14 protein-coding genes are annotated in these 17,210 nt (G+C 60.2%); 8 read left to right on the top strand and 6 right to left on the bottom strand.

Annotation, left to right across the window (positions count from 1 at the left end):
- Nucleotides 1-102 precede the first annotated feature (102 nt).
- The 3 genes from ACMGF9_RS18310 to ACMGF9_RS18300 are packed head-to-tail and all read right to left on the bottom strand — an operon-like array spanning nucleotide 103 to nucleotide 5,935.
- Nucleotides 103-2,769 (bottom strand): PEP/pyruvate-binding domain-containing protein, encoded by a 2,667-nt coding sequence (locus ACMGF9_RS18310; protein ID WP_088381306.1) that lies wholly within the window; start codon nucleotides 2,767-2,769, stop codon nucleotides 103-105.
- Nucleotides 2,766-4,781: an FAD-dependent oxidoreductase gene (locus ACMGF9_RS18305; protein WP_226882939.1), complete on the bottom strand. Its 2,016-nt coding sequence runs from the start codon at nucleotides 4,779-4,781 to the stop codon at nucleotides 2,766-2,768. The genes ACMGF9_RS18310 and ACMGF9_RS18305 overlap by 4 nt, the downstream gene beginning before the upstream one ends.
- On the bottom strand, nucleotides 4,778-5,935 hold the full coding sequence (locus ACMGF9_RS18300; protein ID WP_021504651.1) for an acyl-CoA dehydrogenase family protein: 1,158 nt from the start codon (nucleotides 5,933-5,935) through the stop codon (nucleotides 4,778-4,780). Before ACMGF9_RS18300 ends, ACMGF9_RS18305 begins: the two co-directional genes overlap by 4 nt.
- A gap of 406 nt (nucleotides 5,936-6,341) precedes the next feature.
- On the opposite strand from ACMGF9_RS18300, the gene cueR reads away from it, so the two are divergent.
- Entirely contained in the window at nucleotides 6,342-6,743 is a 402-nt protein-coding gene (gene cueR, locus ACMGF9_RS18295; RefSeq protein ID WP_015376888.1) for a Cu(I)-responsive transcriptional regulator, read from the top strand.
- Here the strand turns inward: cueR and ACMGF9_RS18290 are convergent.
- The 3 genes from ACMGF9_RS18290 to allS all read right to left on the bottom strand — a co-directional run bounded on the left by ACMGF9_RS18290 (nucleotide 6,740) and on the right by allS (nucleotide 9,096).
- A complete protein-coding gene (locus ACMGF9_RS18290) occupies nucleotides 6,740-7,201 on the bottom strand; it encodes an NfeD family protein (protein WP_015376889.1) in 462 nt (153 codons plus the stop codon). The two genes, cueR and ACMGF9_RS18290, sit on opposite strands and share 4 nt — an antisense overlap.
- A gap of 2 nt (nucleotides 7,202-7,203) precedes the next feature.
- Nucleotides 7,204-8,109 (bottom strand): SPFH domain-containing protein, encoded by a 906-nt coding sequence (locus tag ACMGF9_RS18285; RefSeq protein ID WP_004940203.1) that lies wholly within the window; start codon nucleotides 8,107-8,109, stop codon nucleotides 7,204-7,206.
- 72 nt (nucleotides 8,110-8,181) lie between these two features.
- The gene (gene allS, locus ACMGF9_RS18280; RefSeq protein ID WP_015376890.1) at nucleotides 8,182-9,096 is read right to left on the bottom strand and encodes an HTH-type transcriptional activator AllS; all 915 of its coding nucleotides are present in this window, start codon (nucleotides 9,094-9,096) and stop codon (nucleotides 8,182-8,184) included.
- A 353-nt stretch (nucleotides 9,097-9,449) separates the two neighbouring features.
- Between allS and ACMGF9_RS18275 the strand changes: the two genes are divergently transcribed.
- The 7 genes from ACMGF9_RS18275 (at nucleotide 9,450) to ACMGF9_RS18245 (ending at nucleotide 17,184) form a co-directional block, all read left to right on the top strand.
- On the top strand, nucleotides 9,450-9,935 hold the full coding sequence (locus ACMGF9_RS18275; RefSeq protein WP_015376891.1) for an ureidoglycolate lyase: 486 nt from the start codon (nucleotides 9,450-9,452) through the stop codon (nucleotides 9,933-9,935).
- A gap of 70 nt (nucleotides 9,936-10,005) precedes the next feature.
- Complete coding sequence (gene allR / locus ACMGF9_RS18270; RefSeq protein ID WP_015376892.1) at nucleotides 10,006-10,821, top strand: HTH-type transcriptional repressor AllR; 816 nt, start codon at nucleotides 10,006-10,008, stop codon at nucleotides 10,819-10,821.
- Nucleotides 10,822-10,940: 119 nt separating this feature from the next.
- Nucleotides 10,941-12,722: a glyoxylate carboligase gene (gene gcl, locus ACMGF9_RS18265; protein ID WP_015376893.1), complete on the top strand. Its 1,782-nt coding sequence runs from the start codon at nucleotides 10,941-10,943 to the stop codon at nucleotides 12,720-12,722.
- An 11-nt stretch (nucleotides 12,723-12,733) separates the two neighbouring features.
- The gene (gene hyi, locus ACMGF9_RS18260; RefSeq protein WP_015376894.1) at nucleotides 12,734-13,513 is read left to right on the top strand and encodes a hydroxypyruvate isomerase; all 780 of its coding nucleotides are present in this window, start codon (nucleotides 12,734-12,736) and stop codon (nucleotides 13,511-13,513) included.
- Between the two features lie 10 nt (nucleotides 13,514-13,523).
- Nucleotides 13,524-14,405, top strand: coding sequence for a 2-hydroxy-3-oxopropionate reductase (glxR, locus tag ACMGF9_RS18255; protein ID WP_015376895.1), 882 nt, complete (start codon nucleotides 13,524-13,526; stop codon nucleotides 14,403-14,405).
- Nucleotides 14,406-14,659: 254 nt separating this feature from the next.
- Nucleotides 14,660-15,913: an MFS transporter gene (locus ACMGF9_RS18250; RefSeq protein ID WP_226882941.1), complete on the top strand. Its 1,254-nt coding sequence runs from the start codon at nucleotides 14,660-14,662 to the stop codon at nucleotides 15,911-15,913.
- 128 nt (nucleotides 15,914-16,041) lie between these two features.
- Nucleotides 16,042-17,184: a glycerate kinase gene (locus tag ACMGF9_RS18245; protein WP_015376897.1), complete on the top strand. Its 1,143-nt coding sequence runs from the start codon at nucleotides 16,042-16,044 to the stop codon at nucleotides 17,182-17,184.
- Nucleotides 17,185-17,210: the final 26 nt, after the last annotated feature.

The raw sequence follows: 17,210 nt of genomic DNA, 5'->3' as shown, positions 1-17,210 counted from the left end.
GCCCGCGACGGTCTCTGCAGGCGGCGGTTGCCGCGCGCATCACCTTCGTTGAATTGTGCTGTTTTCAGGCGGATGGTTTACCTTCGCCGGATGTGGTGCTGACTAGCCATCGGCACGTTCTCCGCGTTGAATAATGACCGTCCCGCTGTCGCCGTCGAGAATCAAGGTGTCGCCGCTGTTGATCAGCTGGGTGGCGTTCTTGAGATTGACCGCCGCGGGGATGCCGAATTCGCGTGCGACGATGCAGCTGTGGGACAGCGCGGAGCCGATATCGGTGACGATGCCCGCCGCCAGCGCGAAGAGCGGGGTCCAGCTGGCGTCGGTAAAGCGCGCCACCAGGATTTCGTTGGGCTGCAGCTCGCCGGCCTGCGCCAGCAGATCGGTGATGACGCGCGCCTTCGCCACCACTTTGCCGGGGCTGGCCGCCAGGCCGGACAGCATGCCGGCGGCGTTTTCCGCCGTGGGGGCTTTCATCCTGGGCTGATACCCCCCGACGATCGCCATCGGCGGCTCTTCCGCATGCAGGTTCAGCAGATGCTGGTGGCGATTGCGCTCGATCAGATCGGCGGCGAACGCCTCCTGCGCCGACTGTTCCCCCGCCATAAACGCGCGGAAGCGCTCGAAGTCCACATAGGGCAGATCGGCCTGTTTGACCAGGCCTTGCGCCTCCAGGCGCCGCAGCACTTCCAACATGATGCGGCGGTAGAACCAGGTTTCGGTGACGAAGGTTGGCCGGGTCGCTTCGCGGCGTTCGGCCATCACGCCATACAGCTTGGTGATGAACTTCAGCTTCATCCGGCCAAACCAGGGCATCGCTTTAAGCAGCGTCGCGCTGTCTTCATGGCGCAGCCGCTCTGTTTCCCGCAGTTTCGTGTGCAGATCCACCGGATGTTGCAGATACATTTTCATCACTTGCAGCAGGTAGCTGGGATCGTCGTTCCAGCGCGGAAGACTCAATTCGAACTCCTGGCGGCCACGGGCGCCGAACTCGAACAGGAAGGCGCTGAAGTCGCTTTGCCAGAAGGCGCGCGATTCGGGATCGGTGGGCAGGACGGTGACCAGTTCCTGTGCGCTGTGTCGCTCGAACACGGCCTTCAACGCCGGTTGACGATTGACCGTCTCCACCAGGCTGAGAATGCCCAGCGTGACTTCGATGGTGCGCAGGTTGTTCATCGACGCCTTGATGCGATTTTGCAATCCGTTGCCGCGGCCTTTGAGGTAACGTTCGCAGGTCAGCGCCAGCGCATCGTAGAGCGCGAACGACTGAAGGAAGAAGGGCATATAGGCGGCGCAGCTGTCGAGGAAGTAACCGTCGATGCGGCTGAGTTCCCGCTCCAGCTCCTGATGCGTCATGGTGGTCAGATCCAGCGCCAGAAAGCGGCGCGTCTCGCGCTGGCGCAGGGCGATCATGGCATCGACGGTCGCGCCGGCGCTGCGCAGGTTATGCCTCTGCTGTTTCAGCCAATGCCAGGCGCTCTTGAGATAGGCCCATCCCTGTACGCCGGGGCCATAGGGGTTTTTGTACCCGCTGAAATCGATATCGGCGGTGGCGTAGCGGGTCGTGAACTTCATTTCGTCGCGGGTGGGCGGGCATTGGCGGAGCATGTAGGCCGATCCGGAGATATTCAGATAGACGTAGCCTTGCAAATACCCCATATAAATCTGCCAATCGCCGATATCCGCCAGCCCCATGGTTTTGATCGCCGGGCCATGAATATGCTTTTGGTAGAACTGGCAAAACGACAGCCCCAGCGGCGTCATCAAGCCGGTGACGATCTCGCCGGTGTCCATTCGGGAGAAAAAGGCCCGTTCCTTGATCGCCGGATCGCTTTCCCACGGGTTGGCGTAAAGCATCTGAACCGGTTTGGCCTGCGTGGTGATCGGCCGCGCCTGCAGGAGCCACACGCGATCGTCTTTCACCGCCCATTCGATATCCAGTTCCGCGCCGTAAATCATCCGCGTTTGCCTGGCCAGCCTGGCAAGCTGTTGCAGCTGTTCCGGGGTTAGGCTGGGAGCGTCTCGCCTGGCTTCAGGCGTTTGCAGCAGCGTGACCTGTCCCTGCGGATCGCGTTGGCAATAGTGCGGTTTGTGACGAATTTGCCGCTCGCGGATCTCGCCGCTCGCCTTATCCAAAATGAAGCTGTCGGTGGTGACCTGTCCGGAGACCACGCCTTCCCCCAGTCCCCAGCAGCTGTCGATGACGATGTGGTTGGCATCGCCTGTCAGCGGATCTTGGGTAAACATGACGCCGGCGGCGTCTGCATCCACCATGATTTGCAAGACGACGGCGATATCGCTCTGCGCCGCCGATGTCCGGCTATACTGGGCGGCGCGTTCCGCCCAGAGCGACGCCCAGCAGGATTGCACCTTGCGCACCACCTCGTCATCCCCGCGCACGTGCAGGTAAGTGTCGTATTGCCCGGCGAAAGAGTGGGTCAGGCCGTCTTCTTCCAGCGCCGAAGAGCGCACGGCGAGCGAGGCGCCGTCGCCCAACTGTTTGCAGGCGTGACGGATCGCCAGATCGAGCGGGGCGGGGATGGCGGTGCTCAAAATCATATCGCGCACGTTGCCCGGCGCGCCCGTGTCGAGCAGCGCTCCCGGCACGGCGAATTCGATAAACTGCCGGTAAGCCTGCGCGGTGATGCAAAACGCCGGCGGCACCGGCAAGCCCGCCTGAATCAAATGATTCAACGAATGGGCTTTGCCGCCCAGGCGATGGGGTTCCAGCGTTTTATCGCCGGAAAGTTCAACCACCAGGGTAGGATTCATGACATCACCTCCGCAGGCGTAACGGGCATTGCGAGGCGTTCTCTCACCGCTTTGGCGGCGTTCAGCCCGGCTAACACCGCGCTTTCGATATTACCGATGCCCACGCTGTCCTGATTGGCGAAGTGAATATTCTCAAACGGCATGCTGGCCTGGTGAAACACGCCCTGAGCCTGTTGTCCGGCGACCGAGGTCACCAGACCCGCGGGCCAGAACCAGATTTGAATGTCTTCAATGATGTCGGCGTCAATGCCCATGTTGCCCAGCACTTTGGCGATTTCGACATAGGTCTGTTGCTGCAGCGCCGGGAACTCGTTCTGCGCGGTGCGACCTTGCCGCTCTGGGCGAGTGGTCGGTTTGAGCAGGGTTAATACCCCGGTTTCCGCGCTGAGGTGATTGTCCATCCAATTGGCGATCAGGCAGGTGCCGGCTTTGCTCCAATAGTAAGGTGTGCGGGTGTTTTCCGGCTCGATCAGATAGCCGCCGAACGAGTGTTCGAGGATCGGTTTTTTCAACAGCACGTTCGCCAAGTAGTAATCTTCATGGCGGATCTGACGGATCGCCGCCAATTGCTCTTTGGGCAGGGTGGGCAACCAGGTGGGCACATGCGTTTTGGGGGCTGCCCAGATCACTTGTTTGGCTCTGATTTCGCTGGCCGCGCCATTGACGCTGAACCGGATCACCGTTTCGTCGCCGCCGGGCGTGATGGTTTGAAGCTGTACGCGGCTTTGCAGCCTGACGTTGTTTTGCTCCTCAAGATAGTCGAGCAGCCCGGCGCTGATGCTGCCGTTACCGCCCGGCAGCGTGACCAGATTGCCGCGTAAATACCCCACCAGGAAGTGCAATCCGACATAGGCGGAGACTTCGCGAATATCGAGACATTCCACGCGCAGCGTGGTGCTGACGGCATTCTCTACCAGCTTGCCGAATTTTCTCGGTGGCCGCAGATCCGCCGGGATCTGATCCAGTTTGTGCGGTTCGAACAGATAAGTGTACAGCGGGATAGTGTCGAGCAGCGCCATATTCGCCTTGCTCCAGGCGCTCTGCGGCGTCCAGGGCAGGCTGGGGTACCGCTCGCCGCGCGGCGAGAAGGTATCGAGGAAGGCGTACAGATCGGCAAAGATCGGATCGCCCAGCTGTTTTGCCGCGATAACATAAGGTTTACCGATCAAGGCATGCAGGAATAGTTGTCCCGTCAGGCGCCAGACGGCGGGTTTCAGCAGGTAGACCGGCTGTTTGAGAAAACCAACGACGACTTCACCCAGGCATCGGAGCAGCAAGAAGGTGTCGAAAAACACCAGCGTGTCCTTTTCATTGGACTTGTAGGCGCCGCTCAGACCGATTTTCTTCAGCAGTTGCAACATGAACGAACCCGGCAATGGCTCCTGGAAGCAGACGCCGGCGATGGGAAACTTCAGACGATTCACCGCGCGGTAGCGCGCGTTGCCGCCAAATGAAGCGCTTTTTTCCAGCACCAGAACCCGGCGTTCGGTCAGTTCGCTGGCCGCGGCCAAACCGGAGACGCCGCCGCCGATGATCACCACGTCATACTCGCCGTCCAGCGTGGGGGTTACCGAGCCGGCTGACGCCGGCGTGGGCGTGGAAAAGTCGCGCGTGGGGAACGTGCGTGGCTTGGGTTTGCGGTGGTGTTGCTGCCGCAGCATGTACAGCGCCGCCAGCGCGAAAATCGCATCGAGCAATATGACCTGCGGCTGGGCGCGGTGCAGGATCGTGACAAATCCCGCCATCATCAGCAGCTGGCAGTAGATGATCAATGTCGTCCAACGCGGGTTGAACATCAAGACCGCACCGGAGGCAAACAGCGCCACGCCGATCAGCGCGTTAACCGCTGTACCCTGCGCCGCCAGCCAAGCCGTCGCCCCGGCGTACCAGGTGCCCTGGTTCGCCACGGCCGCCTGCTGCAGAATATCGGCGACGTTTTCCAACTGAGGGAAGGCTTTCGCCAGGCCGGCCAACATATAGAGCACGGCAAAAACGCGTTGAACGATCATCATGCGCCTCCCCGCAGACCCAGCTTGCGGGCGACAATTTCTTTTTGTATCTCGTTGGTGCCGGAGAAGATCCGGCTGGGGATCACGTTCAGCAAGTGGCGCACCAGACCGAGTTCTTGATCCATGCCGGCTCCGCCGAAGATTTGAATCGCGTCCAGCGCGGACTGCACGGCATATTCGGAAATCAACAGTTTGCTCATGGCGATGTCGATCTCGGCATCCTGGCCCCGATCGTGTTTCCAACAGGCGCGGTAGAGCATTAGCCGACACTGTTCCAGACGCAGTTTCATCTCGATGATGCGGTTGGAGACGGACTGAAATTGGCCAATCGCTTTGCCGAATTGTCGGCGTTGTTTGGCATAGTCCAGCGCGCTGTCGAACACGCGCTCCATTGCGCCGATAAACAGAGCCGACAGGCAGCCTTTTTCCCAGATCATTGAATCGTGGAAGATGGCGCCGCCGGCGCCCGGCATGCCGAGCCGTTGGGCCTCTGGAATGAAGACGTCGTTGAAGGTCAGTTCGCTCCACGGGCAGTTGGAGAGGCAATCTTTCGGGCTGACGGCGCCTACGTTTAAGCCTGGCATCCCTTTCTCGAGCACAAATGCGGACACGCCCATAAAGCCATGTTCGGGATGGGTTTTCGCATAGACGATGAAGATGTCGGCAATCGGCGCGTTGGTGATGAAAATTTTGTTTCCGTTGAGCCGGTAGCCGCCTTCACAGGGTTGAGCGGTTGATTTCATGGCATAAATATCGGAACCGGCGTCCGGCTCCGTCGCCGCATTCGCCGCGATCAGTTTTCCGGCCGCCAACGCTTCGAGATACTGCGTTTTTAATGCTTCGGAACCGAAGCGGGAAAGCGGGATCACGCAGGCGCACAGATGGGCGCAGAGCGAAAAGGACATGCCGATGTCGCGGCTGCCTTTACCCAGCGCTTCAATCATCAGCGCAGTATCGAGCGCGCTCATGCCCAATCCGCCGAACGCGGTCGTCACGGGGGCTCGGGTAAAACCATAGGCGGCGGCTTGTCGCCACAAATCCAGGCTTAATACCTGCCGTGAAAGCCGATCATGCGCATCCTGATCCAGCACCTCGCGGGCAAAACGCTGAGCGGATTCGCTTAGAGCCTGCTGCTCGCTTGATAAGTTAAAATCCATGACGAACTCCGCCATCGGGTTGAGAGATTAAATTAGCTAATATTTCTAGTTTGGAGGTGGCCAAAACTCAAACAGGCGCAGTAATGGCAAATGTAAATAAATGTTTATTTGTGTGGTCTATTATTACAATTTTGTTAATTTGTGTTTTTATTTTGTTGTTTTAATTGTGTTTTATTTTGTGTTATTTATACACAAAAATTTACATATAATAAAAATCTTAATTTGATCAAATTTTAATAGGTTAGATTGTCTATTGTTTTTTGATGAATACTTTGCAGGTGAAGTATCTATCTTTTGGCTGTGGCTATCGGTTTCTCATCGCTATCGACGGTAGGGCGTTGAGGCTTGGTGAGTGGCGGAAAGCGTCTTAAGATAGAAGGTGAGCAGGAGCATTCCGGAGGAAAAAATGAATATTAGCGACGTCGCGAAAAAGACCGGGTTAACCAGCAAGACGATTCGTTTTTACGAAGAGAAAGCGCTGATTACCGCACCGATCCGCAGCGATAACGGTTATCGCCATTATTCCGCCAGGCACGTTGAAGAGCTGACGCTGCTGCGCCAGGCGCGGCAGGTGGGCTTCAACCTGGACGAGTGCCGTGAGCTGGTGGCGTTGTTCAACGATCCGGCCCGCCACAGCGCCGACGTGAAGGCGCGCACGCTGCAGAAGGTGGCGGAGATCGAAAGGCACATCAGCGAACTGGGAGAAATGCGCCAACGCCTGTTGACGCTGGCGGAACAATGTCCGGGCGACGAGGGGGCCGAGTGCCCCATCATCAATAATCTGGCGGGATGCTGTCGTTCGAATTAACGGCTGATGGCGCGGATCACCAGTGTGACCCCTTCCACCGCCACCACTTCCACTTCGGTGCCGGCGGGCAGATCTTCCGCCGCCTGCGCGCGCCAGCTGCTGTCGCCGATATTGATGCGCCCCATGCCGTTGTGCATCGGCTCCGTCAGCGTGGCGCGGGTGCCGATCAGCTGACGGTTGCGCTGGTTGAGCACCGGTGAACCGCCGGACGCGGCCGCCGGGCGCCGGCGCAGCCAGTACCACCACAGGTAGGCGACGACGACGGTCAGGACGGCGAAGATCACGCCTTGCCATTCCCAGGTGAGCGTCGGCAGCAGCCAGATCAAGGCGCCGACCAACAGCGCCGCCACGCCGCTCCACAGCAGGTAGCCGCCGGCGCCGAGCATTTCCGCCGCCAGCAACACGCCCCCGAGGGAGAGCCAGAACCACAGCGGATTCGCCGCGATCAGTTCGAGCATGATTATTTGCCTTTGCTTTCTTTCAGCAGTTCGGTAATGCCGCCGATCGAGCCGAGCAGGCTGCTGGCGTCCAGCGGCATCATCACCACTTTGCTGTTGTTGGAGGAACCGATCTTCTGCAGCGCGTCGGTGTATTTCTGCGCCACGAAGTAGTTCACCGCCTGAATGTTGCCGCTGGCGATGGCGTCGGACACCAGCTGGGTGGCGCGCGCCTCGGCCTCGGCGGCGCGCTCACGCGCTTCCGCCTGCAGGAACGCCGACTGGCGTTCGCCCTCGGCCTTCAGGATTTGCGATTGTTTCTCACCCTCGGCGCGCAGAATGGCCGCCTGGCGCACCCCTTCCGCCTCCAGGATGTCGGCGCGCTTGGTTCGCTCGGCCTTCATCTGGGCGTTCATCGAGGCGATCAGTTCCGCCGGTGGGCGCACGTCGCGGATCTCGATACGGGTGATCTTCACCCCCCAAGGGTTGGTCGCTTCATCGACGATGTGCAGCAGGCGGCTGTTGATGCTGTCGCGCTGCGACAGCATTTCGTCCAGCTCCATCGAGCCGAGCACGGTGCGGAAGTTGGTCATGGTCAGGTTGACGATCGCCTGTTCGAGGTTGCTGACCTCGTAGGCGGCGCGCGCCGGATCGACCACCTGGATAAAGCACACCGCATCGATGGCCACGTTGGCGTTATCGCGGGAAATCACTTCCTGCGAAGGGATGTCCAGCACCTGCTCCATCATATTGATTTTACGGCCGATGCGGTCCATGAACGGCACCACCAGGTTCAGGCCCGGCATCAGCGTTTTGGTGTAGCGGCCGAAGCGTTCTACCGTCCATTGGAACCCCTGCGGCACAATTTTGACGCCGGCGAACACCACAATCAGCGCGACGACGATCACGATGGGAATAAAAGTAAGCATGCAAACCTCCTGTCAGACATATGTAAACAGATATTACGCCAGCGCAGGAAAAATGCCTACCGATACCGCGACTTAATCCAGGGCGCTGACCAAACCCGCGATTAACGGATCCCGCGTCTGGAACAGGCTGATCAGGGTGCGCACCGCTTCGCCGCCGCGAGCATCGGACCAGGCCAGCGACAGGGGTGAAGGTTGGCGCGGATATCTGAGCTGCTTGGCCACCAATTCGCCGCTATCAAGATAAGTTTGGCACAGCTGGCGCGGAAGGAAACCGATCCCGAGACCGCGCAGATGGCATTCCAGCTTGGTGCGCAGATCCGGCACCTTGATCTCCTGCTGGCCGGACAGCAACCAGGCGGTACGCTTGGCCAGATGGCGCGCGGTATCTTCGACGTTGATTGCGGCATAAGGGCGCAGCTGCGTTTCGTTCAACGGATCGGCGGCAACGGCCAGCGGATGCGTCGGCGAAATGGCGAACACCCAATCGATCTTGCCGAGCGGCAGCACCTTGATGCTGTTTTCCAGCGATTCATTGCCCGCCGCGCCGATCGCCAGATGGCAATCCTCATTCAGCAGCGCGTCCCACACGCCCATGTACACCTGGCGGGAAATGTGGAATTGGGTGAACGGGTATTTGTCGTGCAGGTGAGTCAACAGCCCGGCTACGGCGGCGGCGTCGTACAGCAGGTTGTTGATCACGATATTCACCTGATGCTCTACGCCATCGTTGATTTGCCGCAGTTCGCCCGGCATGGCGTCCAGCCAGGTGTGCCACTGGCGGCAGCGCTCCAGCAAATACTCCCCGGCCGGCGTCAGGTTGACGGTGCGGGTGGTGCGGATAAACAGCTGCGTGCCGATGCTCTCTTCCAGCGTTTTAATGCGGTAGCTGATGGTGGCGGTGGTTTTATGCAGCAACTCTGCCGCGCGCGAGAAGCTTTGGCACTCGGCAACTTTGATAAACGAACGAATGGTTTCGTGATCCAGCATGTGGGGTCCTTGGCTGACACCGCCTTTTCGGTTATCGGTGAGAAGAATCTACTGATGTTGCGACACGATAGGCAGCGGCAAAGCCCAACCCCACGATCCCGGTCACAGAATCACCGGATAGCGATGAGCATACGCAGCCCTATTCTTGTCGATCGTGGATCAGGTGTTTTTTTAATTCATTGATTTCAAGCAATTAATATGGGCTTCCGATCGTGAAATGTGCGGACGATCTTGTTATGGAAAAATTTTCCAAAAAATTGCTATCAAATTTGCCATGCGCTGTCTAGAGTGAAGGCGTTAGGTGAAATATCGCCGTTTAATCGTCGTCTGGGTCATGCGCTTTGGAGAATCACATGGATTTAGTCATCGAAGAATTAACGCCGGCGGCCTTTGCGCCTTATGGCGATGTATTGCAGATAGAAGGTTCGCGTTTCTTTCATATCAATGACGGAAAGACCGAGCGTTATCACGATCTCGCCAAGATTGAGGTGTCGGACGGCAACCGGGTGCTGGCCAGCATCAACCGGGCGGAACCCTGCGAGCTGCCGATGACCTTTTCCCTGCTGGAAAAGCATCCGCTCTCGTCGCAGGCCTTTGTGCCGATGAACGGCGAACGCTTCGTGGTGATCGTCGCCGAACCGGGCGAAACGATCCCCGTTGGCACGTTGCGCGCCTTTATCACCAACGGCAAACAGGGGATCAACTATCATCGTAACGTCTGGCATCACCCGCTGTTCGCCTATGCGAAAGTCACCGACTTTTTCACCATCGATCGTGCAGGCGCCGACAACTGCGTAGTCAGCCGCTTGCCGGAGCCGTATCGCATAGTTTTGGCATAGCGCTGGCCGCATGCCGCGCAGGGCGTTTATCATAGCGTCACCCATGCCGTCACTGACAAAGGAAGCTTGAATGACCGAATTACGCAGGAAAGGACGACCCGCCACCGAAGCCGGCGCGACCAAAGGGGCGCAGGCGTTGGATCGCGGGCTGGAGATCCTCCAGTATCTGGCCAACGCCGGGGGAAGCTCGTCGGTTTCCGTGCTGTCCGAAAAGCTGGAGTTGCCGCTGTCCACCACCTTCAGATTGTTGAAAGTGCTGGAGAAATCGGAATTCGTCTTTCAGGATCCGCAGCTGGGCTGGTGGCATATCGGCATTCAGTCGTTCACCGTCGGCTCCGCTTACATGAACGATCGCGACGTGGTATCGGTAGCCGGGCCGTTCATGCGGCGGCTGATGCTGTTGTCCGGCGAGACCGCCAACCTGGCGATCCGCAACAATTTCGATGCGGTGCTGATTCGCCAATGCGAATGCCAGGCGATGGTGCGCATGTGCGCGCCGCTGGGCAGCCGCTTGCCGCTGCACGCATCGGGCGCCGGCAAGGCGCTGCTGTATCCGCTGGCGGAAGAAGAGATGCTGGATCTGATCGTGCGTTCGGGGCTGCAATCCTATACGCCGAAAACCCTGACCAGCGTGAACCTGCTGCGCAAGGATCTGCATCAGTCGCTGGAGCAGGGCTACACCATCGACGATGAAGAGCACGCGCTGGGCCTGAACTGCCTGGCTTCGGCGATTTTCGATCGCAACAACAACGTGATCGCCGCTATTTCCATTTCCGGGCCCAGTTCGCGGGTCGGTAAAGAGCGGTTCAAAGAGCTGGGTGAACTGGTGGGGGAAGTGGCCAGAGATATCAGCGCCGCGCTGGGTGAATCGCGCAGCAAGGCGTAATCGTCGCGTGCCGGGGTGAGCCGGCGCGGAACAAGACTCCCCGTTTGATGAGCAGACGGGTTTTTTTGACGGCATTTCAAAGTTGGAAAAATTTTCCAATAAATTAAGGAGAGCATCACATGGCAATTATGCGAGCGGTAGACGCGGCAATGCACGTGCTGGAAAAAGAAGGGATCACCACCGCGTTCGGCGTGCCCGGCGCGGCGATTAACCCGTTCTACGATGCGATGCGGCGACACGGCGGCATCAAACACTATCTGGCGCGGCACGTGGAAGGGGCCTCGCACATGGCGGAAGGTTATACCCGCGCCGCCGCCGGCAACATCGGTGTGTGCATCGGCACCTCCGGCCCGGCGGGCACTGACATGATCACCGGCCTTTACTCCGCCTCCGCCGATTCGATTCCGATCCTGTGCATCACCGGCCAGGCGCCGCGCGCGCGTTTGCACAAGGAAGATTTTCAGGCGGTGGACATCGAGTCGATCGCCAAGCCGGTGACCAAGATGGCGGTCACCGTGCAGGAACCGGCGCTGGTGCCGCGCGTGCTGCAGCAGGCGTTCCATCTGATGCGTTCCGGCCGGCCGGGCCCGGTGTTGATCGACCTGCCTTTCGACGTGCAGATGGCGGAGATCGAGTTCGATCCGGACACCTACTCGTCGCTGCCCGCCTATAAGCCGGCGGCCACCCAGGCGCAGATCGACAAAGCGCTGGATCTGTTGTGCGCGGCGAAAAAGCCGTTGATCATCGCCGGCGGCGGCATTCACAACGCCGATGCGGCGGATCTGCTGCAACGGCTGGCGGAGATCTGCAATGTGCCGGTGATCCCGACGCTGATGGGCTGGGGCGCCATTCCGGACGATCACCCGCTGATGGCGGGTATGGCGGGCCTGCAAACCTCGCACCGCTACGGCAACGCCAACCTGCTGGACTCGGATCTGGTGTTCGGCATCGGCAACCGCTGGGCCAACCGCCACACCGGTTCGGTGGATAAGTACACCGCCGGGCGCAAGGTGGTGCATATTGATATCGAGCCGACGCAGATTGGCCGGGTGATCTGCCCGGACCTGGGCATCGTTTCCGACGCGCGCATCGCGCTGCAAATGCTGGTGGACACGGCGCAGCGCCGTTTCGAACGCGGCGAGTTGCCGAATCGCGACGCCTGGTGCGCCGCCTGCCTGCAGCGCAAGCAAACGCTGCTGCGCAAGACCCATTTCGACAACGTACCGGTCAAGCCGCAGCGGGTGTATGAAGAGATGAACCGCGCCTTCGGCCGCGACGCCTGCTACGTCACCACCATCGGGCTGTCGCAGATCGCCGCCGCACAAATGCTGCACGTTTTCGAACCGCGTCACTGGATCAATGCCGGTCAGGCCGGCCCACTGGGTTGGACGCTGCCTGCGGCGCTGGGCGTATGCGCCGCCGATCCGCAGCGCAAGGTGGTCGCGCTGTCGGGCGACTATGATTTCCAGTTCATGATCGAAGAGCTGGCGGTCGGCGCGCAGTTCAAGCTGCCGTATATCCATGTGCTGGTGAACAACGCCTATCTGGGGCTGATCCGTCAGGCACAGCGCGGGTTCGATATGGATTACTGCGTGCAGCTGTCGTTTGAAAACATCAACAACGCGGAAATTGGCGAGTACGGCGTCGATCACGTCAAGGTGGCGGAAGGCCTGGGTTGCAAGGCGCTGCGGGTGTTCAAACCGGAAGAGATCGCGCCGGCGTTCCGTCAGGCCCAGGAACTGATGCGGCAGCACCGGGTGCCGGTGGTGGTGGAAATCATCCTGGAGCGCGTCACCAATATTTCCATGGGCACCGAGCTGGATAACGTCAACGAGTTCGAGCCGGTGGCGGCAACGCCGGAAGACGCGCCGACCTCGGTCAACTTCTTTGATTACCGCTGAGGAGCCTTACCATGCCGAAATTTTCAGCCAACCTGTCGATGCTGTTCACTGAAGTCGATTTTATGCAGCGTTTCCGCCGGGCGAAGGAGCAGGGCTTCAGCGCGGTGGAATACATGTTCCCTTACGACTATCCGATCGCGGCGCTGCGCAGCGAACTGGAGGCGCACCGTCTGAGCCAGGTGCTGTTCAACCTGCCGGCTGGCGACTGGGCGGCCGGCGAAAGGGGCATCGCCTGCTTGCCGGGGCGCGAAGCGGAGTTCCGCGACGGCGTCGGGCGCGCGATCGAGTATGCGCAGGCCCTGGGCTGCGATCGCATCAACTGCCTGATCGGCAATCCGGATCCAGCCGTCAGCCGCCGCACCACCGACGAACGGGTGAAGGAGAACCTGAGCTACGCCGCCGACACCCTGGCGCGGCAAAATATTCGCCTGCTGATCGAACCGATCAACCGCTACGACATGCCGCAGTTCTACCTGCAAACCTCCCGGCAGGCGATCGAACTGATCGAGGCGATCGGCAGCCCCAACCTGTATCTGCAGTACGACCTCTACCACATGCAGCGCATGGAAGGAGAGCTGACGCAGACCCTCGAGCGCCTGCTGGCGAGGATCGACCACATCCAGGTCGCCGATAACCCGGGGCGGCACGAGCCCGGCACCGGCGAAATCAACTGCGAGTTTATCTTCGCGCAGCTGGATCGCATGGGGTATCGCGGCTGGATCGGCTGTGAATACAAACCGCTCACCACCACGGAAAGCGGCCTGTCATGGATTAAAAAATACCTGTCTTGAGGAGATGAAAATGAAAGTGGGATTTATCGGTCTGGGCATCATGGGCGCGCCGATGGCGGAAAAGCTGCTGGCGGGCGGGCACACGCTTTACGCCCACACCCGACATGAGGTGCCGGCAACGTTACTGCAACAGGGGGCCATCGCCTGCCGCGATCCGCAGCAGGTGGCGGATGAGGCGGACGTGATCTTCATCATGGTGCCGGATACGCCGCAGGTGGAGGAGGTGCTGTTTGGTGAACGCGGCTGCGCCGCCGGCAAGCTGAACGGCAAAGTAGTGGTGGACATGAGCTCCATTTCACCGCTGGAGACCAAAGCGTTTGCGCAGCGCATCAACCAGCTGGGCGCCCAGTACCTGGACGCGCCGGTTTCCGGCGGCGAAGTGGGCGCCAAACAGGGCACGCTGACCATCATGGTGGGCGGCGAGCAAGCGACCTTCGAACGGGTGCAACCGCTGCTGGCGCTGATGGGCAAGAACATCACGTTGATCGGCGGCAACGGCGACGGGCAAACCTGCAAGGTCGCCAATCAGATCATCGTGGCGTTGACCATCGAAGCGGTCAGTGAAGCGTTGGTGTTCGCCTCGCGCGCCGGCGCCGATCCGGCCCGGGTGCGTGAAGCCCTGATGGGCGGCTTCGCCTCGTCGCGCATCCTCGAGGTGCACGGCGAGCGGATGATCAAGCGGGCGTTCGCGCCGGGGTTCCGCATCTCGCTGCACCAGAAGGATCTCAATCTGGCGCTGCAGGGCGCGAAGGCGCTGGCGCTCAGCCTGCCGAATACCGCCACCTGCCAGGAGTTGTTCAACGTCTGCGCCGCCAATGGCGACGGCGAACTGGATCACTCCGCGCTGGTGCGGGCGCTGGAAATCATGGGCAACCACCGGGTAGCCGGCTAAGGCGCCCGCCGGCGTTTCATTTGCCAGCTTATCATTAGAATCAGAGATGTTCGACATTAATAATGCCCTCTTTATGATAAATAAAGAGGGTCCCCGCCAATCCAATAAAAATGATTCAGCACAATAAAAAGTAAAAAGCAGGATGCCAACCCAAGGAGACACTGAATATGGCAACCGATAATGCTGTTATTGACAAAGATATTCTTACCGCCCCTGACAAAAATCGTTTATATCGAAAAATCGCCTGGCGCATTATGCCCATTCTACTAGTGAGCTATATCGTCGGTTATCTCGATCGGGTGGGGATTTCGTTTTCGAAATTCCAAATGATGCCCGATATTCTGAACGGCAATGTCTCGATGGCCGAAGCCGTTTACGGGCTGGGGGCCGGGGTATTTTTCATCGGCTATATCATCGCCGGGGTGCCCAGCAATATTCTGCTGAGCCGCTACGGCGCCAGAAAGATCATCGCGCTGCTGATGGTGGTGTGGGGGGCGATTTCGATGCTGAGCATCTTCATCACCAACCCCTGGCAATTCTACCTGGCGCGTTTTCTGCTGGGGCTGGCGGAAGCCGGCTTTTACCCCGGCGTGATCCTCTACCTGACGCTGTGGTTCCCCTCCAGCCAGCGCGCCAAGATGACGGCGCTGTTCGTGTGCGGCATCCCGGTCAGCAACATCATCGGCGGCCCGCTGTGCGGCTGGATCATCGAACACATGAACGGCCTGATGAACCTCTCCGGCTGGCAATGGCTGTTCTTTATCAGCGGCCCGCGCGCGCTGTTGATCGCCATCGTCATTTTTTGCTTCCTGGATAATACCTATCAGAGCGCCAAGTGGCTCAGCCCGCAGGAGAAGGCGCTGATCAAAGAGGATATGGCGCAGAGCGCGCCGCGTCAGGGCGCCGCCGGCGGGCAGGAGTGGACGATGAAAAGCATGCTGAGGTCGTCCGCGTTCACCAAAATGTGGCTGATTTGCTTCTGTACCGTGATGGGGCAAGGCGGGCTGGCGTTTTGGGTGCCCACCATCATTCGCGACACCGGCGTGACCTCGGTGATGGATATCGGGCTGCTGACCATGCTGCCGTATATGCTGGCGGTGGTGGCGATGCTGGTGGCCGCGCGCAGTTCGGACAAGCATCGCGAGCGGCGCTGGCACATTATCGTGCCGTTCTGCATCGCGGCGGTGTCGCTGATCTTTATCGGCCTGTTCCCGGACAACAAGCACGTGGTGATGGCGGCGCTGTGCGTGGCGGTGGCGTCGAGCCTGGTGCCGTCGCCGCTGTTCTGGAGCCTGCCGAATGCCATCTTTACCGGCACCTGCGCCGCAGCGGGCATTGCGCTCATCAATTCCATCGCCAATATCGGCGGATTTATTTCGCCTTACATCATCGGCTATTTCAAACAGCTGACCCACAGTAACTTGGCGGCGATGTGCGTTTTGTCGGCGATGATGATCGTGGGCGCATTATTGACCTACAGCGTGCCGGCGAAATGGGTCAATAAATAACGCTTTTCTTCATCTTAATTAAACAGTCGGCAACAGTTTTATTTTATTCCGCCATGCGTTCTTCATCTGATTAATTCAGCGGGGGAAGGCATGGCCGTTTTTATTTCCGTTCGAATAAAGGATGCGTCATGAAAATTGTTATTGCACCGGATTCATTTAAAGAAAGCGTCAGCGCGGAATTGGCGGCGCGGGCGATCGCGCGCGGCTTTCACGAGGTTTATCCCGATGCCGAGTGCGTTTGCCTGCCGATCGCCGACGGCGGCGAAGGCACGGTGGACGCGCTGGTGGCCGCCACCGGCGGGCGCAAGGTGAGTGTGACCGCCACGGGCCCGCTGGGGGAACGGGTGGCGGCGTTTTACGGCGTCAGCGGCGACGGCAAGACGGCGGTGATCGAGATGGCGGCGGCCAGCGGATTGATGCTGACGCCGGCGGAACGCCGTAACCCGCTGCTGGCCACCAGCTACGGCACCGGCGAACTGATCCTGCATGCGCTGGATCAGGGCATTCGCCACCTGATCCTCGGCATCGGCGGCAGCGCCACGGTGGATGGCGGCGTCGGCATGGTGCAGGCGCTGGGCGGCCGCTTTTATCGTCCGGACGGCAGGGCGCTGCCGTGGGGCGGCGGCGAGCTGGCGACGCTGAGCGGAATCGATCTCGGCGCGCTGGATGCGCGCCTGCGGCAGTGCCGGATAGAGGTCGCCTGCGACGTAGACAATCCGCTGGTGGGGCCGCGCGGCGCGGCGGCGGTGTTCGGGCCGCAGAAGGGCGCGACGGCAGCGATGGTGGCGCAGTTGGAACAGGGCCTGACGCAGTATGCCGAGGTGATCCGCCAGAGCACCGGCCGCGACGTGCGACAGGTCGCCGGCGGCGGGGCGGCGGGCGGCATGGGGATCGCCTGCCAGGTGTTTCTCGGCGCAACGCTGAAGCCGGGCATCGAGATCGTGATGGCGGCGCTGGGGCTGGAGCTGGCGTTGGCGGAGGCCGATCTGCTGGTCACCGGCGAAGGGCGCATCGACAGCCAAACGCTGGGCGGCAAGGCGCTGTCCGGCGTCGCCCGTCTGGCGCGGGCGCGCGGCCTGCCGGTTATCGCATTGGCCGGCGTGGTGGAGGAAGGGGCAGAGGCGCTGCACGCGCAGGGGATCGACGCGATGTTCAGCATTTTGCCGCGTCTGAGTACGCTGGAGGTTGCGCTGTCGCAAGGCGAGCTTAACCTGCAGCGCAGCGCCGCCAACGTCGCCCGCGCGATGCGCGTCGGCCAGCGATTGGGATAAAAAAGAAGGCCACGCTGCGCGGGCAG

Origin of the sequence: Serratia sp. BNK-23 (assembly GCF_047456145.1) — a bacterium.
Taxonomy (GTDB): domain Bacteria; phylum Pseudomonadota; class Gammaproteobacteria; order Enterobacterales; family Enterobacteriaceae; genus Serratia; species Serratia nematodiphila.
This window is presented reverse-complemented; position numbering and strand designations above follow the sequence as displayed.

Coding starts and splice junctions, on each gene's coding strand:
- ACMGF9_RS18250 (WP_226882941.1), top strand. CDS start 14,660: ATGCCCATTCTACTAGTGAGCTATATCGTCGGTTATCTCGATCGGGTG.
- ACMGF9_RS18300 (WP_021504651.1), bottom strand. CDS start 5,935: ATGGATTTTAACTTATCAAGCGAGCAGCAGGCTCTAAGCGAATCCGCT.
- ACMGF9_RS18290 (WP_015376889.1), bottom strand. CDS start 7,201: ATGCTCGAACTGATCGCGGCGAATCCGCTGTGGTTCTGGCTCTCCCTC.
- allS (WP_015376890.1), bottom strand. CDS start 9,096: ATGCTGGATCACGAAACCATTCGTTCGTTTATCAAAGTTGCCGAGTGC.
- ACMGF9_RS18275 (WP_015376891.1), top strand. CDS start 9,450: ATGGATTTAGTCATCGAAGAATTAACGCCGGCGGCCTTTGCGCCTTAT.
- ACMGF9_RS18285 (WP_004940203.1), bottom strand. CDS start 8,109: ATGCTTACTTTTATTCCCATCGTGATCGTCGTCGCGCTGATTGTGGTG.
- gcl (WP_015376893.1), top strand. CDS start 10,941: ATGGCAATTATGCGAGCGGTAGACGCGGCAATGCACGTGCTGGAAAAA.
- ACMGF9_RS18245 (WP_015376897.1), top strand. CDS start 16,042: ATGAAAATTGTTATTGCACCGGATTCATTTAAAGAAAGCGTCAGCGCG.
- ACMGF9_RS18310 (WP_088381306.1), bottom strand. CDS start 2,769: ATGAATCCTACCCTGGTGGTTGAACTTTCCGGCGATAAAACGCTGGAA.
- allR (WP_015376892.1), top strand. CDS start 10,006: ATGACCGAATTACGCAGGAAAGGACGACCCGCCACCGAAGCCGGCGCG.
- hyi (WP_015376894.1), top strand. CDS start 12,734: ATGCCGAAATTTTCAGCCAACCTGTCGATGCTGTTCACTGAAGTCGAT.
- glxR (WP_015376895.1), top strand. CDS start 13,524: ATGAAAGTGGGATTTATCGGTCTGGGCATCATGGGCGCGCCGATGGCG.
- cueR (WP_015376888.1), top strand. CDS start 6,342: ATGAATATTAGCGACGTCGCGAAAAAGACCGGGTTAACCAGCAAGACG.
- ACMGF9_RS18305 (WP_226882939.1), bottom strand. CDS start 4,781: ATGATGATCGTTCAACGCGTTTTTGCCGTGCTCTATATGTTGGCCGGC.